Raw genomic sequence first — 21733 nt, forward strand, 5'->3', positions numbered from 1 at the left:
CGCCCGGATCAGCGACCGGCCGGTGAACGATCACCGCCGAGGCACATGAACGGGTAGCCGGCCGCCTCAGAGGCCGCCGCGTCGGCGTCGCCGGCCCGGATCGCCTCCACCAGCCGGGCGTGGTCCATGTGGTTCTCCGGCCGCAGGTCCTGGCCCACGTCGTCGCGCAGCCAGTCCCGCAGCAGATGGCCCAGGTCGGCGTACAGCTCGGACATGACGTCGTTGTGCGAGGCGGCGACCACCGCCAGGTGGAACGTCGCGTCGGCCGCCACGAACAGCTCCGCGTCACCCGCCTCCCACGCCTCCTCGCGCCGCGCCAGCAGGGTGTCGAGCTGCCGCATGTCCCGGTCGGTGCGACGCGCGGCCGCCAGCCGGGCGGCCGACGACTCCAGCGTGGAGCGCAGCTCGGCGATGTGCCGGGGGTCGGCGGCTGCGAACCGGCGGTGCATCACCCCGGCCAGCTCGCTGGTCGCCACGACGTAGGTCCCGGAGCCCTGGCGGATGTCCAGCAGGCCGTTGTGGGCCAGTGCCCGCACCGCCTCCCGGACCGTGTTGCGGGCCACGCCAAGCTGCTCGACCAGCTCCGGCTCGGTGGGGATCCGGGAGCCGACCGGCCACTCGCCCGAGGTGATCTGGTTCCGCAGTTGGGCGATCACCTGGTCGGACAGCGCGGACCGGCGGGGAGAGCTGAGCGCCATGGTGCTCCTTGGCTCCGGCGGGATGGGACGGGCAGGGGGCCTGGGCGGGCCCTTCCCAGGTTCTCAGAAGGACCGCATCCGGACCCTCAGGAGACCGGGTCTCATGAGGCCCGGCAGAGGATTGGACAGTCAATCATCCCATGATTCTATGATGGGGTCATGCCCGACGAGCCGCAGACCCGGACCCAGAGCCGGACGCAGACCCCCACCCGTACGGACAGCCACGCCCCGGCGGCACCTGCCGACGGCGCCGGAACCGCCCCCGCCGCGACCGCCCCGCAGCAGCAGGGGACGGTCTGGCTGGCCCGGTTCCTGGTCGTCGGGCTGGTCCTCGCCGCCCTCAACCTCCGCCCCGCCATCACCAGCCTCGGCGCCCTCCTGGAAGAGGTGCGCACCGGACTGCACATGAGCGGCGGAGTCGCCGGCGTCCTCACCTCCGTACCGCCGCTCTGCTTCGCCGTCTTCGGCATCACCGCCCCCCGCCTCGCGCGCCGCTTCGGCCCCGGAGCCGTCGTGTTCGCCGGCATGGCCGCCATCACGGCCGGCCTGGTGATCCGCCCCTTCACCGGCGGCACCGCCGCCTTCCTGGCCGCCAGCGCCCTGGCCCTGATGGGCATCGCCGTCAGCAACGTCCTGATGCCGGTGATCGTCAAGCGGTACTTCCCCGACCGCGTCGGCACCATGACGGGCCTGTACTCCATGGCCCTCGCCCTCGGCACCTCGCTCGCCGCCGCCGCGACCGTGCCCGTCACGGACGCGCTCGGCGGGAGCTGGCGCGCCGGGCTGGCCGTGTGGGCGGTCCTCGGCGCCCTCGCCGTGGTGGCCTGGCTCCCGCTCGTACGCCACCGCGGCGGCGACGCCGCCCCGGCCGGCACGGGGGAGCGCGCCGGTACGGGCCCGGCCGGAGCCGGCCGGCGGGAGGCACCCGCACCCGCCTTCCGCATCACCCGCAGCCGCACCGCCTGGGCGCTGGGCTGTTTCTTCGGCCTCCAGGCCACGGGCGCCTACATCACCATGGGCTGGATGCCCCAGATCTTCCGCGACGCCGGGGTGTCCGCCGGCACCGCCGGGGTGCTGCTCGCGGTGACCATGGTGATGGGCGTGCCGCTCGCCTTCGTCATCCCCCGGCTCGCCACCCGCATGAAGAACCAGGGCCCCATCGTCGTCGTCCTCGGCCTGTGCGGACTGAGCGGGTACGCCGGTCTCCACTTCGCCCCGGCCGCGGGGGCGTGGGCCTGGGCGCTGCTGCTCGGCGTCTCCAACTGCGCCTTCCCGCTCGCCCTCACCATGATCGGCATGCGGTCCCGGACGGGCGGGGGTGTCGTGCGCCTCTCGGCCTTCGCGCAGAGCGTCGGCTACCTGATCTCCATCCCCGGGCCCACGCTGGTCGGCGCCCTCTACGAGCACAGCGGCGGCTGGGGCACCCCGCTGGCCCTGATGATGGGGCTGATGGTGCCGCAGATGGCCGTGGGGATCATCGCCGGACGGGACCGGACGATCGAGGACGAAGCCTGAGGTGCGAGACTGGGCCCATGCAGCCCGTACTCGACCCGAACCCCCCGAACGGCCAGAAGAAGCTCCTGCTCGTGCTCGGCGCGATGCTGGCGATCGGTGTGGTCATCGGCATCATCGCCACGCTCGCCTCTCCGTGACCGGTGACCGGTGACCGGTCACCGCCGGGGCGGGGGTGGGGCTGGCCCCACCATCCCCTAGGGGGCCAGGGTCAGGGTCGAGTGGGTGGCTTGCCGGATGGGCCCGACAGCCCATGATCCGTAACGTGGAAGCCACTTCGACCACCACCTCGGCACCACGGACCCACGGAGGCTGCCATGCCGGCCCGTACGCAGCAGCGGCGGACGCCCGCCATCCCCGTCGGCCGGGCCTCCTCCGGCGGCGCCGACACCCGGCTGCCCTGGTGGTCCCTCGCCCTCCCCGTGCTCGCCTTCGCCGTGCTCTTCGGGCTCCTCACCGGGAGCGGTGAGGCACACGCGGCGGGCGGTGACCCGGCGGTCGCCCGGATCCTGGAGCAGATCCAGCACACGCTCGCGCGCTAGGCGGTGTCCTGTCGATCAGGCCGCGGCGAGGCGCGGTGCCAGGCGAGACTTCGCGGACACGATCTAGGGGCGAGCTGGTCAACACCCAGCGCCCGGCGGCGTGTTTCATGCGAAGCTGGTGAGCATGAGCGTCGATACACCCCGCAGGATCGTGCTACTCCGGCATGCGAAGGCCGACTGGCCCCAGGTGTCCGACCACGAGCGGCCGCTCGCGGAGCGAGGCCGCAAGGACGCCCCCGTGGCCGGCCGCCGGCTCGCCGAGACCGGAATCGCCTTCGACCTGGCCCTGTGCTCCACCGCGGTCAGGACCCGCGAGACCTGGAAGCTGGCGGTCCAGGAGCTGCCACAGCGCCCCAAGACCGTCTACGAGGAGCGGCTCTACGAAGCCTCACCCGGGGAGATCATCGCGCTGCTCAACGAGACCCCGGAGGACGTGAACGACCTCGTGGTCATCGGGCACAACCCGGGGATGCACGCCGTCGCCGACGCCCTCGCCGGCTCGGCCGACGGGGACACCCTGGCCCGGATGAACCAGGGCGCCTTCCCCGCCTCCGCCTTCGCCGTCGTCGGCTTCAGCGGCTCCTGGAAGTCCGTGGAGCACGGCGTGGGCAAGCTGCTGAGCTACTGGGCGCCCCACGACTAGGCCGTACCTCCGCGCGTACACGACGGAGGCCCGGACACCGAGCGGTGTCCGGGCCCTTCACCGACCCCGGGATCCTGGCCCGGGCCCGGGGCTAGTCCTGGTCGGCGTCCGCCGCCTCGACCTCTTCCCGGGTGATGCCCAGCAGGTACAGCACCGTGTCCAGGAAGGGCACGTTGACCGCGGTGTGGGCGGCCTCCCGCACCACCGGCTTGGCGTTGAAGGCCACGCCCAGGCCGGCCGTGTTCAGCATGTCCAGGTCGTTGGCCCCGTCACCGATCGCGACCGTCTGCGCGAGCGGTACGCCGGCCTCGGCGGCGAACCGGCGCAGCAGTCGCGCCTTCCCGGCCCGGTCGACTATCTCGCCGGTCACCCGGCCGGTCAGCTTGCCGTCGACGATCTCCAGCGTGTTGGCCGACGCGAAGTCCAGACCCAGCCGGACCTTCAGGTCGTCGGTGACCTGGGTGAACCCTCCCGACACCACACCGACCTGGTAGCCGAGCCGCTTCAGCGTACGGATCAGCGTGCGCGCCCCCGACGTCAGCCGGACCTCGGACCGCACCTTGTCCACCACGGACTCGTCCAGCCCCTCGAGCAGCGCCACGCGCGCGTGCAGGGACTGCTCGAAGTCGAGCTCACCGCGCATCGCCCGGGCCGTCACCTCGGCGACCTGCTCCTCGCAGCCCGCGTGCGCCGCGAACAGCTCGATCACCTCGTCCTGGATCAGCGTCGAGTCCACGTCCATGACGACCAGCCGCTGCGCCCTGCGGTGCAGGCCCGCCGACACCACCGCCACGTCCACGCCGATCTCGTGCGCCTGGGGTGCCAGCGCGGTGCGCAAGGCGCTCGTCTCCGTACCCGACACGGCGAACTCCACGGCCGTCACCGGGTACTTCGCCAGCCGGAAGACGCGGTCGATGTTGCCGCCCGTGCCGGTGATCGTGGCCGCTATGGCCGCCGTGCTCTCGGCCGTCAGCGGATGGCCCAGCACGGTGACGTGCGAGCGTCCGGAGCCGCGCGGCCGGTTGTCACCCGTACCGGAGATGATCTCCGCCTGGAGCTTCAGGGAGTCGGCCCAGCTGTGCACGGTGGCCCGCAGCTCCCCCTCGGTGCTCGCGGTCGGCTCCGTGACGAGCGCGCACAGGACGATGCGGCCACGGGTCACCACCTGTTCGATGTCGACCACGTCGACGGAGAAGGCGGCCAGGGTGTCGAACAGCCCGGCGGTGATCCCGGGGCGGTCCTTCCCGAAGATCTTGACGAGGAGAGTGGGAACGTCAGAGGTCTGCGATGCGCTCATGGTCCTCCCACCGTATCGGCCCCCGCGCGGTCGGGCGCGCCCCGTCCCGACCACCGGACACCCACCCGCCCCGCCGCGCCCCCGGCCCGCCCCCCGCGTCAGCCGCCGGGCCACCCAGGCTCCCGCGCTCCCGGCCCGGGCGGCCCGGGAACCCCGGCTCCCGCGCTCCCGGCCCCGGCCGCTCTGGCCACTCCGGCGCTTCCGACAGCCCCGGCCGCCCCCCCCACGCCCACGGGCATCACGCCGACGGCCGCCCCCACCGTCACCGCGCTCGCCACCCCCGCCCCCCGACACCTCGGCGACCGGTGTCACCGAGCCACCCGTCCCGAGCACCACCACGGCCCCGTCGGCGCCGTGTCCGCGCCCAGCGGGCGCAGTGCGAGCGCCGCGCCGCCCGCCATGGCCGCCACCGCCCAGCCCGCGGCGGCGACCGAGGCCAGGATCACACCACCCCACCGGACACCCCCACCGTCGCCGCCCCCGTACACAGGACCCCGGAAGTACTCGCCATCCGTGCCGAGTTGCCCCGTTCACGCATGATCCGTACGCAGTCATGGGCTCTTGCCACCCTCGGGACGCATTTCTCCGCAGTCAACGGCACGGAGGAGCAGAGCGCCGGGGCGCCTGCGCGCTGTCTTCACACCGCCCGACTTTCGATTCCGGCTCCGGGCCTGAAATAGTTCCCCCCGATGTTCGCCATCCCTAGGCTCCCTGCACGGGGGGAACTCGGGGGACAAGTAGTGGGGCATGGAGTGCCGGAACTCGTACTGGAATTGAACGGAAGGACCTGGACTCTCGATCCGTCCAGGTCGTACACCCTCGGACGTGATCCGCAGGGCGACCTGGTGATCGACGACGCCAGGGTCTCGTGGCGGCATGCCACGGTGAGCTGGAACGGCCGTGGTTGGGTCATCGAGGACCACGGCTCCACCAACGGCACGTACGTGCAGGGCCAGCGGATCCACCAGATGGAGATCGGCCCCGGCTCCGCCGTGCACCTCGGCAACGCGACCGACGGTCCCCGGGTGAGCCTGACCGACGCCGCGGCGGCGGGCGGGGCGGGCGCGGCGGGAGCGGGCGCGTACGGCGCCCAGGCCGTCACGCCCCAGCCCCAAGCCCAGGCGCATGCCCAGGCCCCGCAGGCCGCCGCGCACCAGGCGCCGCAGCAGCAGGCCTGGCAGCAGCAGGCCCCGGCCGCCCCGCAGCAGCAGCCCCAGCAGGGCTGGCCCCAGCAGCCGCACCAGGCTCAGGCCCAGCCCCAGGCGCAGCCGCACGTCCCGCACCAGCAGTCCGGCCCGGCCGGTCACCACGGCGGCCCCGCCGGTCCCGCGGAGCCGTACCCGCGGGGCGTCCCGGGCCAGGGCGGCGGCAGCGCCCCCGCGGTCCCGCCGGTCCACGGCGAGCGCAGCCCGACCACCTTCCACCAGTTCGCGCTGGGCCGCGTCATGCGCATCGGTCGTGCGCTGGAGAACGAGCTGGTGGTCTCCGACCTCCAGGTCTCGCGCCACCACGCCGAGTTCCACGCCACGCCCGACGGCCGCTTCGAGATCCGCGACCTCGGCTCGCACAACGGCACGTACGTCAACGGCCAGCCGCTCGCCAAGTCCGGCTCCGCCCTCATCGGCCCGAACGACATCGTCGGCGTCGGTCACTCGACGTTCCGGCTCGTCGGCGACCGGCTCGAGGAGTTCGTCGACACCGGTGAGGTCTCCTTCTCGGCCCGCCACCTGACCGTCACGGTCGACGGCGGCAAGCAGATCCTGAAGGACGTCTCCTTCGGCGTCCCCGAGAAGTCGCTCGTCGCGGTCATCGGCCCGTCCGGCTCCGGCAAGTCGACGCTGCTCAAGGCGCTCACCGGCTACCGCCCGGCCAACCAGGGCGATGTCCTCTACGACAACCGGAACCTGTACAAGCAGTTCGCCGAGCTCCGCCAGCGCATCGGTCTGGTCCCGCAGGACGACATCCTGCACAAGGAGCTGACCGTCCGCACCGCGCTCAAGTACGCCGCGAAGCTCCGCTTCCCCGCGGACACCACCGCGCAGGAGCGCGAGGCGCGGATCGACGAGGTCCTGCGCGAGCTGAAGCTCGACATCCACAAGACCAAGAAGATCACCGCCCTCTCCGGCGGCCAGCGCAAGCGCGTCTCGGTGGCCCTGGAGCTGCTGACCAAGCCGTCGCTGATCTTCCTGGACGAGCCCACCTCGGGCCTCGACCCGGGCATGGACCGCGACGTCATGCAGCTCCTGCGCGGCCTGGCCGACGACGGCCGCACGGTCCTGGTCGTCACCCACTCCGTCGCCGAGCTCGCGCTCTGCGACAAGCTGCTGGTCATGGCGCCCGGTGGTTCCGTGGCGTACTTCGGCCCGCCGGAGGAGGCGCTCAACTTCTTCGGCTACGAGACGTGGGCCGACGTCTTCTCCGCCTTCGAGAACTACCGCGACTACGACTGGGCGGGCCGCTGGAAGGGCTCGCAGCACTACCAGATGTACGCGGCCGACCTCGACGCCGTCGCCCCGCAGTCCGTGGAGATGCCCCCGGCCCAGGCGATGCGCCCGCCCAAGCCGCAGGGCTGGGGCGCCCAGTTGCTGACCCTGATCCGCCGCTACCTCTCGGTCATCGCCTCCGACAAGGGCTTCATGGCCCTGATGGTGATCCTGCCGGCCGTCCTCGGCGTGGTCTCCACGCTGATCAGCTCGAACTACGGCCTCCGGCCCAGCCCGCGCGGCCCGAACGGCAGCGCCGCCACGATCCTGCTGATCCTGGCGGTGGGTGCCTGCTTCGCCGGCGCCGCCAACTCCGTACGAGAACTGATCAAGGAACGGGTCATCTACGAACGGGAACGGGCGACCGGCCTGTCACGTTCGGCGTACCTGATGTCGAAGGTGATCGTCCTCGGTCTGATCACCATCCTCCAGGGCGCGATCATCGGTGGCATCGGCTTCGGCATGCGGGACGTGCCGGACGAGGGCCTGATCTTCGGCTCCTCCCTGGTACGGCTGGAACTGAGCCTGCCGATCATGGCGCTCGGCTTCACCTCGATGATGTTCGGCCTGATCATCTCCTCGCTGGTGAAGACCGCCGAGAAGACCATGCCGCTGCTGGTGATGTTCGCGATCATCCAGGTCGTCTTCACCGGATGCCTGTTCACCCTGCACGGCCAGGTCGGCGTCAACGAGTTCTCCTACCTGATGCCGTCCCGCTGGGCGGTCGCCGCCGCCGGAACGACCGTCGAGCTCAACCGCCTGTTCCCCAACCAGGACGACCCCACCGACACGGACCCGCTGTGGGACAGCGAGGTGGGCCAGTGGATGGTCGACATGGGCGCGCTCCTGGCGCTCGGCGCCCTCTGCGGCGTGATCGTGGCGCGGCTGCTGCGCCGCCACGAGCCGGAGGTCATGCGCAAGTAGCGCACGGGGGCGGGCCCGAGGGGCACGCACACGCGCCGGAGGGCGGCACCCACGTGGGGTGCCGCCCTCCGGCGCGTGCGGACGACGGGTGCCGGCCGGCTCAGTAGGCGCTGTTCACGTTGTCCATGGAGCCGTAGCGGTCGGCCGCGTAGTTGCAGGCGGCGACGATGTTGGCGACCGGGTCGTACTGGTCGAACTTGGTGCCCGGCACGTGGTAGGTCTTGAAGGTCGGGTAGATGACCTGCAGCAGACCCTTCGAGGGGATGCCGTTGATGGCGTTGATGTCCCAGTTGTTGATCGCCCGGGGGTTACCGCTGGACTCCCGCATGATGTTGCGGTGGATGCCCTCGTAGGTACCCGGGATGTTGTGCTTCTTCATGATGTGCAGCGCCTCGCGGATCCAGCCGTCGAGGTTGTTGGCGAAGACCGGCTTGCGGGCGGCGGCGCGGCTCGCGGCGGCCTTGGCGGCGGCGCGCTTCTTCGCGGCGGCCTCGGCCTTCGCCTTCGCGGCGGCCTGCGCCTTGGCCTTCGCGGCGGCGGCGGCCTGGGCCTTCGCCTTCGCGGCGGCGGCGTCGGCCTTCGCCTTGAGCTCGATGGTCGTCTGCTGCTCGGTGATGCCGAGGTGCAGCGGCTTGGTCTGCGTGTTCATGAACGCGACCGGAGCAGCGGCGGCGGCAACGGCCTGCGGCTCCGTCTCGGCGGCGGCGTCGTTGCCCGGAACGACGGAGAACGCGAGCGCGGCGGCGCTCAGCGTGGCTACGCCGGCGAGGGAAAGCTTGTGGTTCTTCTTGAGACGGCTGAAGCCGGGGCGGGTGCTGAACGCGGACATGCAGTCGTACCTCTTCGAATCGCGGGACGTCGCAAGGCCAGGGCGGCGCTTCGCCTGCTCGGCGGGCGACGGATGCAATTCTTAGCGGCAGCAAAATCCTGGGGCAAAGGTGTGACGTACGAAGGCGCGTAGTGGATCAGCGGGTGCCGCGGAGCGCCCCAGGACCCTCCCGACACCCGCTGGGCCAGCGCTGATCTGACCTTTATGGCACCCACTAACCACTTTCGTAAGTGACCTGGGTCCTATGTGCGGGCTCACATCGAGCACGTGACGGTCTCACCTGCTGTTGCACAAGCGATGCTCTCCGTGCACCCCCTCCTGGGGGAGGATGAGGTGGACGTCGCCGAACTCGTGCCACAGGTACCGGCGCCGAAGCGCCTCGGCGTACGCACGGCCCAGCGCCTCCCTGCCCGCCACCGCCTCCAGCATCAGCAGGTGCGACGCCTCCGGCTCGTGCAGTCCGGTCAGCAGCCCGTCCACGGCCCGCACCCCGCGCCGGGGCGTGACCACCAGGTCCGTCCAGCCCTCCGCCGCCCGCACCACACCGTCCGCACCGGTCGCCGACTCCAGGGCTCGCACCGCCGTCGTCCCCACCGCCACGATCCGGCCGCCGCCCGCCCGCGCCGCCCCCACCAGCCACGCCGTGGCCGCCGGCACCTCGAACCGCTCCGGGTAGGGAGGCTCGTGCGCCTCCGCCGACGCCACCCCCGTGTGCAGCCTCACCGGCGCGAACTGCACGCCCCTGCTCACCAGCTCCGCCACCGTCCCCGCGGTGAAGGGCCGCGCCGCGCTCGGCATCTCCGCCGACCCCGCCCCGTCCCGGGACGGCCGCGCGAAGACCGTCTGGTACGCCGACAGCGGCTGGTCCCGCTCCGTGTAGCCGTACCGGATCGGACGCCCGTACCCGGCCAGCAGCCCGGGCACACCCACCGACACCGACGCCCACCACAGCCGGCCCGCCACCGGCCCGGCCGACGCCACCAGCGGCTCCTCCAGCACCAGGTGCGCGCCACCGGGCAGCCGCACCACCCCGCCCGCCGGCCCGCCCGGCCGCGGCCGCGTACTGCCCCGCCCGTCCGGGTCCCGCAGCTCCACCGACCAGCGCCCGTCGTCCCCCCGCGTCGAGAAGTGCACCACCACGGCGTCCCCGCCCAGCCGCCCGGTCACCGCCGCCGCCAGCGTCGGCGACGTGTTCACCACCAGCACGTCCCCCGCCCGCAGCAGCGCCGGCAGCTCCCGGAAGGCGTGGTGCGACACGGCCGGCCCCCGCGACACCATCAGCCGTACGTCGTCCCGCCCCGTGCCGCGCTCCTCGGCCGGCACCCGGGCGGACAGCTCCTCCGGTACCCGCAGCGCCTCCAGCACGCTCATGCCTCCACCCCCACCAGCGCGGGAGCCACGTACCGCCCGCTCGCCGGCCGCTGCGCCAGCAGCCGCAGGAAACCCGGCACGACCGACTCCGGCCCCGGCCTGCCCGAGTCGTCGTCCAGGGGGACGGCGGCCCGGTACAGGTCCGTCCGCATGTCACCCGGGTCCACCGCCCACACCCGCAGCCCCGGCTCCTCGACCGCCAGGACCGCCGCCAGGTGGTCCAGCGCCGCCTTCGACGCCCCGTAACCGCCCCACGTCTCGTACGCCTCCACCGCCGCGTCCGAGCTCACCGTGATCACCGACCCCGCCGCACTCGCCCGCAACAGCCCGAGCGCCTCCCGCACCAGCCCCAGCGCGGCCACCACATTGGTCTCCAGCGCCGCCCGCAACCCCTCCGGGGACAGCGCGTCCAGCCGCACGAGCGGCTCCGCGCCCAGCGCGCTGGCATTGCTCACCAGCAGGTCCAGCCCGCCCAGCTCCCGCGCCGCCGCCACCAGGGCCGCCCGGTGCCACCCGTCCGTGACGTCCCCCGCCAGCGCCACCACCCGCGTCCCGTGCGCCCGCACCTCCCTCGCCGTCTCCTCCAGCACGGGGCCGGTCCTGGCGTCCAGCACCAGGTCCCAGCCCTGACGGGCGAGCGCGACGGCCAGCGCCCGCCCCAGTCCCTTCGACGCACCCGTGATGATCGCGACAGCCATGACACCCATCCCCTTTGTGAACCGTGACGACGTTGAACAAGCCGGTAGGAGCCGCACCGGACCGGGGCCCCTGCCGGGACGACCCGGACCGGCCGACGCCCCCAGCCTGGAACCCCGCCCCCGGCCCCCGCCTCGGCCGCCGGCCCCCACCCCTCAGGGGACTTCGACCTAGGACCTCCGCCCCACCCACCGCCGTCCCCGGTCCGATACGGACCGTCACACCACGCCGGTAACGTGAACGCATGACCGATCGACCGCCCCGCTCCGGCCTCGCCGCCGTCAGCACCGCCCTGCTCGCCATGAGCAGACACCTGGAGGTGCGCGACGTCCTCAAGACGATCGTCGCCTCCGCCCGCGAGCTGCTCGACGCGGAGTACGCGGCCCTCGGCGTCCCGGACGACCACGGAGGCTTCGCCCAGTTCGTCGTGGACGGCGTCAGCGAGGAGCAGTGGAAGGCCATCGGCCCCCTGCCGCGCCAGCACGGCATCCTCGCGGCGATGCTCCACGAGGCGAAGCCCGAGCGGCTGGCCGACGTCCGCAAGGACCCCCGCTTCGAGGGCTGGCCCGCCGCCCACCCCGACATGTCCGACTTCCTGGGCCTGCCCGTCCGGGACGGCGACGAGACGATCGCCGCCCTGTTCCTCGCCAACAAGCGCTGCCCCCGGGGGCCCGCCCCCGAAGGCCGCTGCGGCTTCACCGAGGACGACGAGGAACTGCTCGGCATCCTCGCCCAGCACGCCGCGATAGCCCTCACCAACGCCCGGCTGTACGAGCGGAGCCGCGAGCTCACCATCGCCGAGGAGCGCTCCCGCCTCGCCCACGAGCTGCACGACGCGGTCAGCCAGAAGCTGTTCTCCCTCCGCCTCACCGCCCAGGCCGCCGCCGCGCTGGTGGACCGCGACCCCGGCCGCGCGAAGGGCGAGCTCCAGCAGGTCGCCGTACTCGCCGCCGAGGCCGCCGACGAGCTGCGCGCCGCCGTCGTCGAACTGCGCCCCGCCGCGCTCGACGAGGACGGCCTGGTCCACACCCTCCGCGCCCAGATACAGGTCCTGGACCGCGCCCACGGCGCGCACGTCACCTTCGACAGCTCCGGGGTACGGGCCCTGCCCGCCGCCCAGGAGGAGGCGGTCCTCCGGGTCGCCCAGGAAGCCCTGCACAACGCCCTCCGCCACTCCGGGGCCGACCGGGTCGCCGTGTCCCTCGTACGCCGCGGCCAGGGCGCGCTGCTCAGCGTCACCGACGACGGCAAGGGCTTCGAGCCCCGCTCGGTCCGCCGGGCCGGCCGCCACCTCGGCCTGGTCTCCATGCGGGACCGCGCGAGCGGCGTCGGCGGCAGGCTCACCGTCCAGTCCCGGCCCGGTGAGGGCACCACGATCGAGATGGAGGTCCCCGGTGGCTGACAAGACGATCCGCGTCCTGCTGGTCGACGACCACCAGGTGGTCCGGCGCGGGCTGCGCACCTTCCTGGAGGTTCAGGACGACATCGAGGTCGTGGGGGAGGCCGCCGACGGCACGGAGGGCGTGGCCCGTGCCGAGGAGCTCCGCCCGGACGTCGTCCTGATGGACGTCAAGATGCCCGGCATGGACGGCATCGAGGCGCTCCGCAAGCTCCGCGAGCTGGCCAACCCGGCCAAGGTCCTGATCGTCACCAGCTTCACCGAGCAGCGCACGGTGATCCCCGCGCTCCGGGCCGGGGCCTCCGGCTACGTCTACAAGGACGTCGACCCGGACGCGCTGGCCGGCGCCATCCGCTCCGTGCACGCCGGGCACGTACTGCTCCAGCCGGAAGCGGCCGTGGCGCTCCTCTCCCAGGAGGAGACCAACGGCGGCACGGGCCGCGGCACCACCCTCACCGAGCGGGAGCGCGAGGTCCTCGGCCTGATCGCCGACGGCCGCTCCAACCGCGAGATCGCGCGGGCACTGGTCCTCTCCGAGAAGACCGTCAAGACGCACGTCTCGAACATCCTGATGAAGCTGGACCTCGCCGACCGCACCCAGGCCGCGCTCTGGGCGGTCCGCCACGGCCTGACCGGCTGAGTCAAGGGGAGGCCCGGCACCGGTCCGAGATTCATACTGTCGGGTGTATGTCACCCACTCGGCGCAACCCGGGCGCCGCGTGGCCGTTCTCCATGGCGTGCCGCGGTGACCGCCGCGGCGGTAGTCGACGGAGGATGGACGAAGTGAAGAACCTGAAGAAGGCCGCAGCCGTCACCATGGTCGCCGGCGGCCTCGTCGCCGCCGCCGCGGGCGCCGCGTCCGCCAGCAGCGGTGCCCACGCGGACGGCGCGGCCATCGGCTCCCCCGGCGTCGCCTCCGGCAACCTGGTCCAGGTCCCGGTCCACGTCCCGGTGAACGTCTCGGGCAACAGCGTCAACGTGATCGGCCTGCTCAACCCGGCCTTCGGCAACACCGCCGTCAACCACTGACGCCCCGGCCCCCAGCCCCACCTGGGGGCCGCCCCTCAGCCAGGGCCCCACGGCCCTCGGCCCGCACGGTGCGGGGCGGTGGGTCGGCCGATAGCCAGGCCCCGGCCGTCGGCCGAGGCAGCCCCCGCCCCACCCGGGGCGCTGCCCCTCCCCGGCGACGCCACGAGCCGTGACTCGCCCGGGCCCTCGGCTCCGGCCCACGCCCGCCGGACGAGGCCGCCACGCCTCTCGGAGCCCAGCCGAAGCCGGCCTGGGGCCCGACCGCCGGCGAATGCCCGCCCGACAGAAGCCGACCAGCCGAAGGCCCCGTCCCGCCCGCCCGGCGGCCCAGCCAGGCGAAGCGGCAGTCTTAAACCCCCGCCACCGGCCGCCCGGCCCCACCCCCGAGGTCCCGCCCCCAGGCCCCGCCTCAGCCCCGCTCGCGCTCCTCCACCCAGGCGTTGAACGCGGCCACCTGCGCCCGCCGGGCCACCCGCTCCACCGGCCGCAGGGCCTCGGCGCGGGCGGCCATCTCCGACGCGCTCACCGCCCCGCCGTGCGCACCCCCCGTCCCGTACGCGGGGGAGTGGGCGAGCGACACCAGCAACCCCACCCGCTGCGCCAGCTCCAGGACCCGCACCGCGCGCGGCGGGTACCCCGGCGCCAGCACCTCACGACCCGCCTCCGCCCGCGCCCGGTACGCGTCCAGCGCCGCCTCCGCCACCGGGCCCGACGCCGCCACGTTCAGCCGCGTCAGCACCACCGTCGCGTCGCGCAGCGCCTCCGCCAGCTCCCGCTCCGCCTCCCCGAGCGACGGCACGTCCGCCGGCGGGGCCTCCCGGACCGGAAGGCAGTGCCACACCACCTCCACGTGCACGTCGTCCACGGGTCCCGCCTCGTACACCTCGGGTACGAGGCCGAAAGCCGCCCCGTACCCGACGACCGCCTCCTCGGCCTCCAGCGCCCGCGCGTTGAAAGCCGGCGGCCCGCTCAGCCCCAGCGGGTGCCCCGGCGCCGGGAGCGCCACCCGCCACCCCTTCACCCCGAGCGTCCGCAGCCGCCCGAGCGCCAGCGTCAGACCGACCGGCCTCTCCTCGCCCGGCAGCCCCTCCACCCGGTGCACGGCATCGTCCCCGACAATCGCGAGCACGGCCTCATCCGGCGACACCATCCCGGCCAGCAGGGCGTTCCCCCATGCGGCCAACCGTCCTGAACGTGGTTCCGAAAGCATCCCCCCACCCTAGGCACTGCCGACCGGCCACTGTCCGGAACCGGCCCTAAGGACCGACCCCCGTCACCGGTGGCGTAGGTTTTCCCCTGGAGCTTCGCCCGCCGGCGCAAGCGACGACGAGACTCGACCGCATAGGGGAGACAACGCGCTCATGAGCGATGTACTGGAGCTGGTGGACGTATCCGTGGTCCGCGACGGACGCGCTCTGGTGGACGACGTCTCCTGGTCGGTCAAGGAGGGCGAGCGCTGGGTCATCCTCGGCCCCAACGGCGCCGGCAAGACCACCCTCCTCAACCTCGCGTCCAGCTACCTCTTCCCGAGCTCCGGAACCGCCCGCATCCTGGGGGACCTGCTCGGCAAGGTGGACGTCTTCGAGCTGCGCCCCCGCATCGGCATGGCCGGCATCGCGATGGCCGACAAGCTGCCCAAGCGGCAGACCGTACTCGAGACCGTGCTCACCGCCGCGTACGGCATGACCGCCACCTGGCGCGAGGACTACGACGCCATCGACGAGGACCGCGCCCGCGCCTTCCTCGACCGCCTCGGCATGACGGAGTTCCTCGACCGCCGCTTCGGCACCCTCTCCGAGGGCGAACGCAAGCGCACCCTCATCGCCCGCGCGATGATGACCGACCCCGAGCTGCTGCTCCTCGACGAGCCCGCCGCCGGCCTCGACCTCGGTGGCCGCGAGGACCTCGTCCGCCGCCTCGGACGCCTCGCCCGCGACCCGTACGCCCCGTCCATGGTCATGGTCACCCACCACGTCGAGGAGATCCCCCCGGGCTTCACCCACGTGCTGATGATCCGTCAGGGCAAGGTCCTCGCCGCCGGCCCGATCGAGATGGAGCTGACCAGCCGCAACCTCTCGCACTGCTTCGGCCTGCCCCTCGTCGTCGAACGCGTCGGCGACCGCTACACCGCCCAGGGCCTGCCCCTCTCCTGACCCCGCGGGCCTCCGCGGCCCCCAAGGCCCCTCGACCGGCCGCGGCCCCCCCCAACGGCAGCGCCACGGCCCCCTGGTGGCCTCGGAGCAACCCCGGCGCCCCACCGCGCCCTGTCCGCGACCCGACGCACGGTCCTACCATGACCAGGTGGACATCGACGCATGGGTCTGGTGGCTGATCGGCGCGGTGGGACTCGGCATCCCGCTCGTCCTGACGGCGATGCCGGAATTCGGAATGCTGTCCGTCGGAGCGGTCGCCGGCGCCCTCACCGCGGGCCTCGGCTTCGGCATGGTCGCCCAAGTGGTGGTCTTCGCCGCCGTCTCCGTCGCCCTCATCGCGGTGGTACGCCCCATCGCCGCCCGTCACCGCGACGGACGGCCACAACTGGCCACCAACATCGATGCGCTGAGAGGCCGCCGGGCCGTCGTGCTCGAACGCGTCGACGGCAGCGGCGGCCGCATCAAACTCGCCGGCGAGATCTGGTCCGCCCGCACCCTCGACGGCGACCAGGCCTTCGAACCGGGACAGCAGGTCGACGTGGTCGAGATCGACGGGGCCACCGCCGTGGTGATGTGATGGGCGGTCAGACATGACGGCCACGCGCCGCAACCCGGTCAACTCCCGCGGAACGGCGCACGCGACGGCCCGCCGTCTGCGAAACTCGATCATCGAACCACACCGGCAACGAACCGGCAGACAACCGGCAGCGAAGGGCACGGGGAACACGCGATGCCATCAGTCATCATCGTCCTGGTCATCCTGGTGGTGCTCGTCTTCATCGCCCTGATCAAGACGATCCAGGTCATCCCGCAGGCCAGCGCCGCCATCGTCGAGCGCTTCGGCCGCTACACCCGCACCCTCAACGCGGGACTGAACATCGTCGTCCCGTTCATCGACTCGATCCGCAACCGGATCGACCTGCGCGAACAGGTCGTCCCCTTCCCGCCCCAACCGGTGATCACCCAGGACAACCTGGTCGTGAACATCGACACCGTCATCTACTACCAGGTGACCGACGCCCGCGCCGCGACCTACGAGGTCGCCAGCTACATCCAGGCGATCGAGCAGCTCACCGTCACCACCCTCCGCAACATCATCGGCGGCATGGACCTGGAGCGGACCCTCACCTCCCGCGAGGAGATCAACGCGGCCCTCCGCGGCGTCCTCGACGAAGCCACCGGCAAGTGGGGCATCCGCGTCAACCGCGTCGAGCTCAAGGCCATCGAGCCGCCCACCTCCATCCAGGACTCGATGGAGAAGCAGATGCGCGCCGACCGCGACAAGCGCGCCGCGATCCTCACCGCCGAGGGCATCCGGCAGTCGCAGATCCTCACCGCCGAGGGCGAGAAGCAGTCCGCCATCCTCCGCGCCGAGGGTGAGGCCAAGGCCGCCGCCCTCCGTGCCGAGGGCGAGGCCCAGGCCGTCCGTACGGTCTTCGAAGCCATCCACGCCGGTGACCCCGACCAGAAGCTCCTCTCCTACCAGTACCTCCAGATGCTCCCGAAGATCGCCGAAGGCGACGCCAACAAGCTCTGGATCGTCCCCAGCGAGATCGGCGACGCCCTCAAGGGCCTCTCCGGCGCCTTCGGCAACCTCGGCAACGGCACCCCCGGCTTCAACACCGGCGGCACCGGCACCGGCAAGGAACGCCCCCCGGCACAGCGACGCGAAGAGCCCCCCGTCGACTGACCCGCCCCACCCTTCGTGCATGATCAGTGCACCAAGCACGGATCCGCCGAGCACCGATCCTGTACGAAGGGCACAGCGTGACGATCTGGGAGATGCTCGCCGTCCTCGCCGCGGGCGTCGGCGCCGGCACGATCAACACCATCGTCGGATCGGGAACGCTGATCACGTTCCCGGTCCTGGTCGCCACCGGCCTCCCGCCGGTCACCGCCACCGTCTCCAACGCCCTCGGCCTGATCCCCGGCTCCATCAGCGGGGCCATCGGCTACCGCGCCGAACTCACCGGACAGCGCCGCCGCATCCTGCGCCTCGGTGCCGCCGCCGCGACCGGAGGACTCTGCGGAGCCGTACTGCTCCTCCTCCTGCCCGCCACCGCCTTCGAGACCATCGTCCCGGTCCTGGTCGCGCTCGCCCTGCTGCTGGTCATCCTGCAACCCCGCATCTCCAAGGCCGTCCAGCGCCGCCGCGACCGGGAAGGCACCCCCGGCAACCCCGACGGCGGCCCGCTCCTCGTCACCGGCCTCCTCCTCGCCAGCGTCTACGGCGGCTACTTCACCGCCGCGCAGGGGATCATCTACCTCTCCCTGATGGGCATGCTGCTCGACGACAGCCTCCAGCGCCTCAACGCGACCAAGAACATCCTCGCGGCCGTCGTCAACACCATCGCCGCGCTCTTCTTCCTCTTCGCCGCCCGCTTCGACTGGACGGCGGTCCTGCTCATCGCCGTGGGCTCCACCATCGGCGGCCAGATCGGCGCCAAGGTCGGCCGCCGGCTCCCGCCCACCGCGCTGCGCGCGGTGATCATCGCCGTGGGTATCCTCGCGATCATCCAACTCACCGTCAGGAGATGACCCCATGGCACTGGAGATGCGCGGCACCTGCGAGCGGTGCGGAACACCGCTGTCCACCACCGGCACCGCGTACATCTGCAGCTACGAGTGCACCTTCTGCCAGGCCTGTACGACGGCGATGACCCACGCCTGCCCGAACTGCGGCGGGAACCTCGTCCGCCGCCCCGTACGCGAAGAGCCCGCCCCCTCCTGACGGACGGGACGGGCTCCCCTCACACCCCGCGGCTCACGCGGCCGCCGAGGACAGCCACTCGGGCAGCTCCGCCCGGTCGCGCACCCCGAGCGCCAGCAGCATCGCGTCCGCCGGCGACGGGACGAACGGCTGGTGCAGCAGCGGCATCCCCGCCTGCTCCGGCGTCCGGTCCGCTTTGCGGTGATTGTCCTCCGCGCAGGACGCCACCGTGTTCAGCCAGTTGTCCCCGCCACCCTGCGCCCGCGGCACCACGTGGTCCACGGTCGTCGCGCGTCTCCCGCAGTACGCGCACCGGTGCTGGTCCCGCACCAGCACACCCCGCCTCGACCACGGGGCCTGTCTTCGGAACGGCACCCGGACGTACCTGCACAACCTGATCACCCGCGGCACCGGCAGTTCGAGGGCGGCCGCCCGCATGCGCAGACGAGGATGCTCCTGCTCGACGACGGCCTTGTCCTGGAGCACCAGGACCACCGCACGGTTCAGCGTCACCGTCGACAGCGGCTCGAAGCTCGCGTTGAGCACCAGCGTGTCCCGCATCCTGCCCACCTCCCGTGTGCCGGCCCCGCCCTCATGGCGGGCCTGGGGCTGGGGACCAACTCTGGCCGGGCGCGCCGGGTTGGACAACGCAATATCCGTGCGCAACGAAAGATGCCCGCTCCTGATCTCTCCAAGACCAGGAGCGGGCAAACAAAAAGCGAACGGTCAGCTTTCCGCCGGCTCGGCGTAGTGACCGACCAACTGCGCCCGCGCCAGCGTGTGGAAACGCAGGTTGAACCCGACCACGGCGGGCGAGGCGTCCGCGTCCGGCCCGAGCTTCTCGGTGTCCACCGCGTACACGGTGAACACGTAACGGTGGTCCTCCCCGGCCGGCGGCGCCGCCCCGCCGAAGTCCCTCGTCCCGTAGTCGTTGCGGACGTGCACCGCCCCCTCGGGCAGCCCCTCGAACTTCCCGCCGCCCGCGCCCGCCGGCAGCTCGGTGACCGTCGCCGGGAGGTCGAACAGCACCCAGTGCCAGAACCCGCTCCCGGTCGGCGCGTCCGGGTCGAAGCACGTCACCGCGAAGCTCTTGGTCTCCGCCGGGAACCCTTCCCACCGCAGGTGCGGCGAGGTGTTCCCCTTCGCCTGGACCTGTGCGTCCGCCAGTACGGCCCCCTCCGCGACGTCGTCGCTCACCACGGTGAACGACGGCACCCGTGGATGGAATTCGTGGGGAAGCGGTGCCCTCTTCTCGCCCTGGGTCACGCCAGAACCTCCGTTTCGCTGTTGTTCCTATCGGCTCCGCCGAGCCTAGGTCGGGTCCGTGAAGTCTCGTCCGGTCCGCCCTCCGGGCGGACGCCGATACTTTCCGGACACTCCCTAGAGCCAGTTGCGGCGCCCACCGACGTCGGCGAGCCACTGGTTGAGGTACGCCGCCCAGTCCGTGTTCCGGAAGTCGTGCAGCCCCACCGTGAACGCCCGGTACGAGTCGCTGCCCTCGCTGAACAGCCCCGGCTTCTTGTCCATCTCCAGAACGACGTCCATCTCGCGCTCGTCCGCGACGAACGTCAGCTCGACCTGGTTCAGCCCCCGGTACTGCTGCGGCGGCAGGAACTCGATCTCCTGGTAGAACGGCAGCTTCTGCCGCGTCCCGCGGATGTGCCCGCGCTCCATGTCCGCGCTCTTGAAGCGGAAGCCGAGCTGGATGAAGGCGTCCAGGATGGCCTGCTGGGCCGGCAGCGGGTGCACGTTGATCGCGTCCAGGTCACTGGAGTCCACGGCCCGCGCGATCTCCAGTTCCGTGGAGACCCCGATGTCCATCCCGCGAAGCTGCTGACCGGCGATGGTGGTCACCGGCGTCTCCCAGGGGATCTCCAGCCCGAACGGCACCACGTGCACCGCCCCGGCCCGCACCTCGAAGGCCCCGCCGAGCCGCACCTTGGTGAATTCGACGTCCTGCTTGTACTCCTGGTCACCGCCCTCGACCTCGACGCGGGCCTGGAGACCGACCGACAGCCCCTCGATCCGCTGGTCGACCGAACCGCCCTGGATGCGCACCTCGCCCTGGACGACACCACCGGGCACGACGTTCGCCTCGGTGAGCACCGTCTCCACCGAGGCGCCGCCCGCACCCAGGCTCGCGAGCAGCTTCTTGAACCCCATGTTCACTCCTTATCCGGATCCTGACCCCTACATACGCGCATACGCCCAGGGACCGCGGCCGGTTCCCAGTACGCTCGTACGACATGATCGAGAGCTCCGACCGTACGCCGCTGCCCCGGGACTTCTTCGACCGCCCCGTACTGGAGGTCGCCCCCGACCTCCTCGGCCGCACCTTGGTACGCACGACGGACGACGGCCCCATCGAGCTCCGCCTCACCGAGGTGGAGGCCTACGCGGGCGAGGCCGACCCAGGCTCCCACGCCTTCCGCGGCCGCACCGCCCGCAACGCCGTCATGTTCGGCCCGCCCGGTCACGCGTACGTCTACTTCACCTACGGCATGTGGCACTGCCTGAACCTGGTCTGCGGTCCCGAAGGCTCCGCGAGCGGTGTCCTGCTCCGCGCCGGCGAGATCCAGGTCGGCCAGGAGCTCGCCCGCAAACGCCGGCTGTCCGCCCGGTACGACAAGGAACTGGCCAAGGGCCCCGCCCGGCTCGCCACCGCCCTCGACGTCGACCGCACCCTGGACGGCACCGACGCCTGCGCCGGCCCGGACTCGGCCCTCACCGTCCTGACCGGTGACCCCGTCCCGTCCGACCAGGTCCGCAACGGCCCCCGCACCGGTGTCGGCGGCGACGGTGCCACCCACCCCTGGCGCTTCTGGATCGAGGGCGACCCCACCGTCAGCCCCTACCGGGCCCACGCGCCCCGCCGGAAGAGGACTTGACTCGAGGGACGGAAGCGCCTAATGTCTACCGAGCTGCAAGAGCTGGGCCTGCCGTTCCAGGCACCCCAGGGGCAGCCATCCACCACCTAAGATCGATCTCCCACAATGGGTCTGATTTTCGGCATGTCCGGAATGAAATCCAGCGGCCCGATTATGAGCCGTCAGGGAAATGGTCTAAAGTGATGGAGCGCCGAAAGGCAAAGGCCCTCCAACGGCCACCGGAAACAGAATCCGAACCGGAAACGGAACGGAAAACGGATCTGGTAAGGTTGGAAACACGAAATACCGAAGGGAAGCGCCCGGAGGAAAGCCCGAGAGGGTGAGTACGAAGGAAGCGTCCGTTCCTTGAGAACTCAACAGCGTGCCAAAAATCAACGCCAGATTAGTTGATACCCCGTCCATCTTCGGATGGTCGAGGTTCCTTTGAAGAAAACACAGCGAGGACGCTGTGAACCGAGGGGATCATTCCTCCCCTCCGGTTCCGCTCAACGCGAGTGTCAACCGGATAACCGGTAAACATTCACGGAGAGTTTGATCCTGGCTCAGGACGAACGCTGGC

The 21733-nt window shown here is 72.0% G+C and carries 23 protein-coding genes; 14 read left to right on the top strand and 9 right to left on the bottom strand.

Annotation, left to right across the window (positions count from 1 at the left end):
- Positions 1-8: 8 nt before the first annotated feature.
- Complete coding sequence (locus ACZ7LK_RS05760; protein ID WP_471138572.1) at positions 9-698, bottom strand: FadR/GntR family transcriptional regulator; 690 nt, start codon at positions 696-698, stop codon at positions 9-11.
- Positions 699-857: 159 nt separating this feature from the next.
- Between ACZ7LK_RS05760 and ACZ7LK_RS05765 the strand changes: the two genes are divergently transcribed.
- The 4 genes from ACZ7LK_RS05765 (at position 858) to ACZ7LK_RS05780 (ending at position 3395) form a co-directional block, all read left to right on the top strand.
- Positions 858-2213 (top strand): CynX/NimT family MFS transporter, encoded by a 1356-nt coding sequence (locus ACZ7LK_RS05765; protein ID WP_469464612.1) that lies wholly within the window; start codon positions 858-860, stop codon positions 2211-2213.
- A gap of 17 nt (positions 2214-2230) precedes the next feature.
- Positions 2231-2350 carry an SGM_5486 family transporter-associated protein gene (locus ACZ7LK_RS05770; protein ID WP_392276392.1) on the top strand — a complete coding sequence of 40 codons (120 nt, stop codon included), beginning with the start codon at positions 2231-2233 and terminating at the stop codon, positions 2348-2350.
- A gap of 177 nt (positions 2351-2527) precedes the next feature.
- A complete protein-coding gene (locus ACZ7LK_RS05775) occupies positions 2528-2752 on the top strand; it encodes a hypothetical protein (RefSeq protein ID WP_392276393.1) in 225 nt (74 codons plus the stop codon).
- 124 nt (positions 2753-2876) lie between these two features.
- Positions 2877-3395, top strand: a complete 519-nt coding sequence (locus ACZ7LK_RS05780) for a SixA phosphatase family protein (protein WP_392276394.1) — start codon at positions 2877-2879, stop codon at positions 3393-3395.
- Between the two features lie 91 nt (positions 3396-3486).
- Here ACZ7LK_RS05780 and serB read toward each other — a convergent pair whose 3' ends face one another.
- Positions 3487-4692, bottom strand: a complete 1206-nt coding sequence (gene serB / locus ACZ7LK_RS05785) for a phosphoserine phosphatase SerB (protein ID WP_392276395.1) — start codon at positions 4690-4692, stop codon at positions 3487-3489.
- A 752-nt stretch (positions 4693-5444) separates the two neighbouring features.
- On the opposite strand from serB, the gene ACZ7LK_RS05790 reads away from it, so the two are divergent.
- A complete protein-coding gene (locus ACZ7LK_RS05790; RefSeq protein ID WP_392276396.1) occupies positions 5445-8099 on the top strand; it encodes an ABC transporter ATP-binding protein/permease in 2655 nt (884 codons plus the stop codon).
- 100 nt (positions 8100-8199) lie between these two features.
- Here the strand turns inward: ACZ7LK_RS05790 and ACZ7LK_RS05795 are convergent, their stop codons facing one another.
- From ACZ7LK_RS05795 to ACZ7LK_RS05805, 3 genes are all read right to left on the bottom strand, one after another.
- A complete protein-coding gene (locus tag ACZ7LK_RS05795) occupies positions 8200-8928 on the bottom strand; it encodes a transglycosylase SLT domain-containing protein (RefSeq protein WP_392276397.1) in 729 nt (242 codons plus the stop codon).
- 276 nt (positions 8929-9204) lie between these two features.
- A complete protein-coding gene (locus ACZ7LK_RS05800) occupies positions 9205-10299 on the bottom strand; it encodes an S-adenosylmethionine:tRNA ribosyltransferase-isomerase (protein WP_471138576.1) in 1095 nt (364 codons plus the stop codon).
- Entirely contained in the window at positions 10296-10997 is a 702-nt protein-coding gene (locus ACZ7LK_RS05805) for an SDR family NAD(P)-dependent oxidoreductase (protein WP_392276399.1), read from the bottom strand. The genes ACZ7LK_RS05800 and ACZ7LK_RS05805 overlap by 4 nt, the downstream gene beginning before the upstream one ends.
- Before the next feature lie 242 nt (positions 10998-11239).
- On the opposite strand from ACZ7LK_RS05805, the gene ACZ7LK_RS05810 reads away from it, so the two are divergent.
- The 3 genes from ACZ7LK_RS05810 (at position 11240) to ACZ7LK_RS05820 (ending at position 13423) form a co-directional block, all read left to right on the top strand.
- Positions 11240-12397, top strand: coding sequence for a GAF domain-containing sensor histidine kinase (locus ACZ7LK_RS05810; RefSeq protein WP_392276400.1), 1158 nt, complete (start codon positions 11240-11242; stop codon positions 12395-12397).
- Complete coding sequence (locus ACZ7LK_RS05815) at positions 12390-13034, top strand: response regulator (RefSeq protein WP_392276401.1); 645 nt, start codon at positions 12390-12392, stop codon at positions 13032-13034. Before ACZ7LK_RS05810 ends, ACZ7LK_RS05815 begins: the two co-directional genes overlap by 8 nt.
- 143 nt (positions 13035-13177) lie before the next feature.
- Positions 13178-13423 carry a chaplin gene (locus ACZ7LK_RS05820; RefSeq protein ID WP_064072640.1) on the top strand — a complete coding sequence of 82 codons (246 nt, stop codon included), beginning with the start codon at positions 13178-13180 and terminating at the stop codon, positions 13421-13423.
- 409 nt (positions 13424-13832) lie between these two features.
- Here ACZ7LK_RS05820 and ACZ7LK_RS05825 read toward each other — a convergent pair whose 3' ends face one another.
- Positions 13833-14633 (bottom strand): hypothetical protein, encoded by an 801-nt coding sequence (locus ACZ7LK_RS05825; protein ID WP_392276402.1) that lies wholly within the window; start codon positions 14631-14633, stop codon positions 13833-13835.
- A gap of 151 nt (positions 14634-14784) precedes the next feature.
- Here ACZ7LK_RS05825 and ACZ7LK_RS05830 point away from each other — a divergent pair, with 151 nt between their 5' ends.
- The 5 genes from ACZ7LK_RS05830 (at position 14785) to ACZ7LK_RS05850 (ending at position 18307) form a co-directional block, all read left to right on the top strand.
- The gene (locus ACZ7LK_RS05830; RefSeq protein ID WP_392276403.1) at positions 14785-15576 is read left to right on the top strand and encodes an ABC transporter ATP-binding protein; all 792 of its coding nucleotides are present in this window, start codon (positions 14785-14787) and stop codon (positions 15574-15576) included.
- Between the two features lie 148 nt (positions 15577-15724).
- Positions 15725-16153: an NfeD family protein gene (locus ACZ7LK_RS05835; protein WP_392276404.1), complete on the top strand. Its 429-nt coding sequence runs from the start codon at positions 15725-15727 to the stop codon at positions 16151-16153.
- A 153-nt stretch (positions 16154-16306) separates the two neighbouring features.
- Positions 16307-17266, top strand: coding sequence for an SPFH domain-containing protein (locus ACZ7LK_RS05840; RefSeq protein ID WP_392276405.1), 960 nt, complete (start codon positions 16307-16309; stop codon positions 17264-17266).
- A gap of 77 nt (positions 17267-17343) precedes the next feature.
- A complete protein-coding gene (locus ACZ7LK_RS05845; RefSeq protein WP_392276406.1) occupies positions 17344-18114 on the top strand; it encodes a sulfite exporter TauE/SafE family protein in 771 nt (256 codons plus the stop codon).
- Between the two features lie 4 nt (positions 18115-18118).
- A complete protein-coding gene (locus tag ACZ7LK_RS05850; protein ID WP_392276407.1) occupies positions 18119-18307 on the top strand; it encodes a DUF1272 domain-containing protein in 189 nt (62 codons plus the stop codon).
- Between the two features lie 33 nt (positions 18308-18340).
- On the opposite strand, the gene ACZ7LK_RS05855 is transcribed toward ACZ7LK_RS05850, so the two are convergent.
- From ACZ7LK_RS05855 to ACZ7LK_RS05865, 3 genes are all read right to left on the bottom strand, one after another.
- Complete coding sequence (locus ACZ7LK_RS05855) at positions 18341-18847, bottom strand: HNH endonuclease (protein WP_392276408.1); 507 nt, start codon at positions 18845-18847, stop codon at positions 18341-18343.
- Positions 18848-19012: 165 nt separating this feature from the next.
- Positions 19013-19552, bottom strand: coding sequence for a YbhB/YbcL family Raf kinase inhibitor-like protein (locus ACZ7LK_RS05860; RefSeq protein ID WP_469464616.1), 540 nt, complete (start codon positions 19550-19552; stop codon positions 19013-19015).
- A gap of 114 nt (positions 19553-19666) precedes the next feature.
- Positions 19667-20449 carry a sporulation protein gene (locus ACZ7LK_RS05865; protein ID WP_392276410.1) on the bottom strand — a complete coding sequence of 261 codons (783 nt, stop codon included), beginning with the start codon at positions 20447-20449 and terminating at the stop codon, positions 19667-19669.
- Positions 20450-20532: 83 nt separating this feature from the next.
- Here ACZ7LK_RS05865 and ACZ7LK_RS05870 point away from each other — a divergent pair, with 83 nt between their 5' ends.
- A complete protein-coding gene (locus ACZ7LK_RS05870) occupies positions 20533-21174 on the top strand; it encodes a DNA-3-methyladenine glycosylase (RefSeq protein ID WP_392276411.1) in 642 nt (213 codons plus the stop codon).
- Positions 21175-21733: the final 559 nt, after the last annotated feature.

The organism is Streptomyces sp. NPDC039423 (assembly GCF_055598725.1).

Coding starts and splice junctions, on each gene's coding strand:
- ACZ7LK_RS05780 (WP_392276394.1), top strand. CDS start 2,877: ATGAGCGTCGATACACCCCGCAGGATCGTGCTACTCCGGCATGCGAAG.
- ACZ7LK_RS05805 (WP_392276399.1), bottom strand. CDS start 10,997: ATGGCTGTCGCGATCATCACGGGTGCGTCGAAGGGACTGGGGCGGGCG.
- ACZ7LK_RS05850 (WP_392276407.1), top strand. CDS start 18,119: ATGGCACTGGAGATGCGCGGCACCTGCGAGCGGTGCGGAACACCGCTG.
- ACZ7LK_RS05870 (WP_392276411.1), top strand. CDS start 20,533: ATGATCGAGAGCTCCGACCGTACGCCGCTGCCCCGGGACTTCTTCGAC.
- ACZ7LK_RS05825 (WP_392276402.1), bottom strand. CDS start 14,633: ATGCTTTCGGAACCACGTTCAGGACGGTTGGCCGCATGGGGGAACGCC.
- ACZ7LK_RS05760 (WP_471138572.1), bottom strand. CDS start 698: ATGGCGCTCAGCTCTCCCCGCCGGTCCGCGCTGTCCGACCAGGTGATC.
- ACZ7LK_RS05765 (WP_469464612.1), top strand. CDS start 858: ATGCCCGACGAGCCGCAGACCCGGACCCAGAGCCGGACGCAGACCCCC.
- ACZ7LK_RS05855 (WP_392276408.1), bottom strand. CDS start 18,847: ATGCGGGACACGCTGGTGCTCAACGCGAGCTTCGAGCCGCTGTCGACG.
- serB (WP_392276395.1), bottom strand. CDS start 4,692: ATGAGCGCATCGCAGACCTCTGACGTTCCCACTCTCCTCGTCAAGATC.
- ACZ7LK_RS05795 (WP_392276397.1), bottom strand. CDS start 8,928: ATGTCCGCGTTCAGCACCCGCCCCGGCTTCAGCCGTCTCAAGAAGAAC.
- ACZ7LK_RS05770 (WP_392276392.1), top strand. CDS start 2,231: ATGCAGCCCGTACTCGACCCGAACCCCCCGAACGGCCAGAAGAAGCTC.
- ACZ7LK_RS05800 (WP_471138576.1), bottom strand. CDS start 10,299: ATGAGCGTGCTGGAGGCGCTGCGGGTACCGGAGGAGCTGTCCGCCCGG.
- ACZ7LK_RS05830 (WP_392276403.1), top strand. CDS start 14,785: ATGAGCGATGTACTGGAGCTGGTGGACGTATCCGTGGTCCGCGACGGA.
- ACZ7LK_RS05865 (WP_392276410.1), bottom strand. CDS start 20,449: ATGGGGTTCAAGAAGCTGCTCGCGAGCCTGGGTGCGGGCGGCGCCTCG.
- ACZ7LK_RS05810 (WP_392276400.1), top strand. CDS start 11,240: ATGACCGATCGACCGCCCCGCTCCGGCCTCGCCGCCGTCAGCACCGCC.
- ACZ7LK_RS05775 (WP_392276393.1), top strand. CDS start 2,528: ATGCCGGCCCGTACGCAGCAGCGGCGGACGCCCGCCATCCCCGTCGGC.
- ACZ7LK_RS05840 (WP_392276405.1), top strand. CDS start 16,307: ATGCCATCAGTCATCATCGTCCTGGTCATCCTGGTGGTGCTCGTCTTC.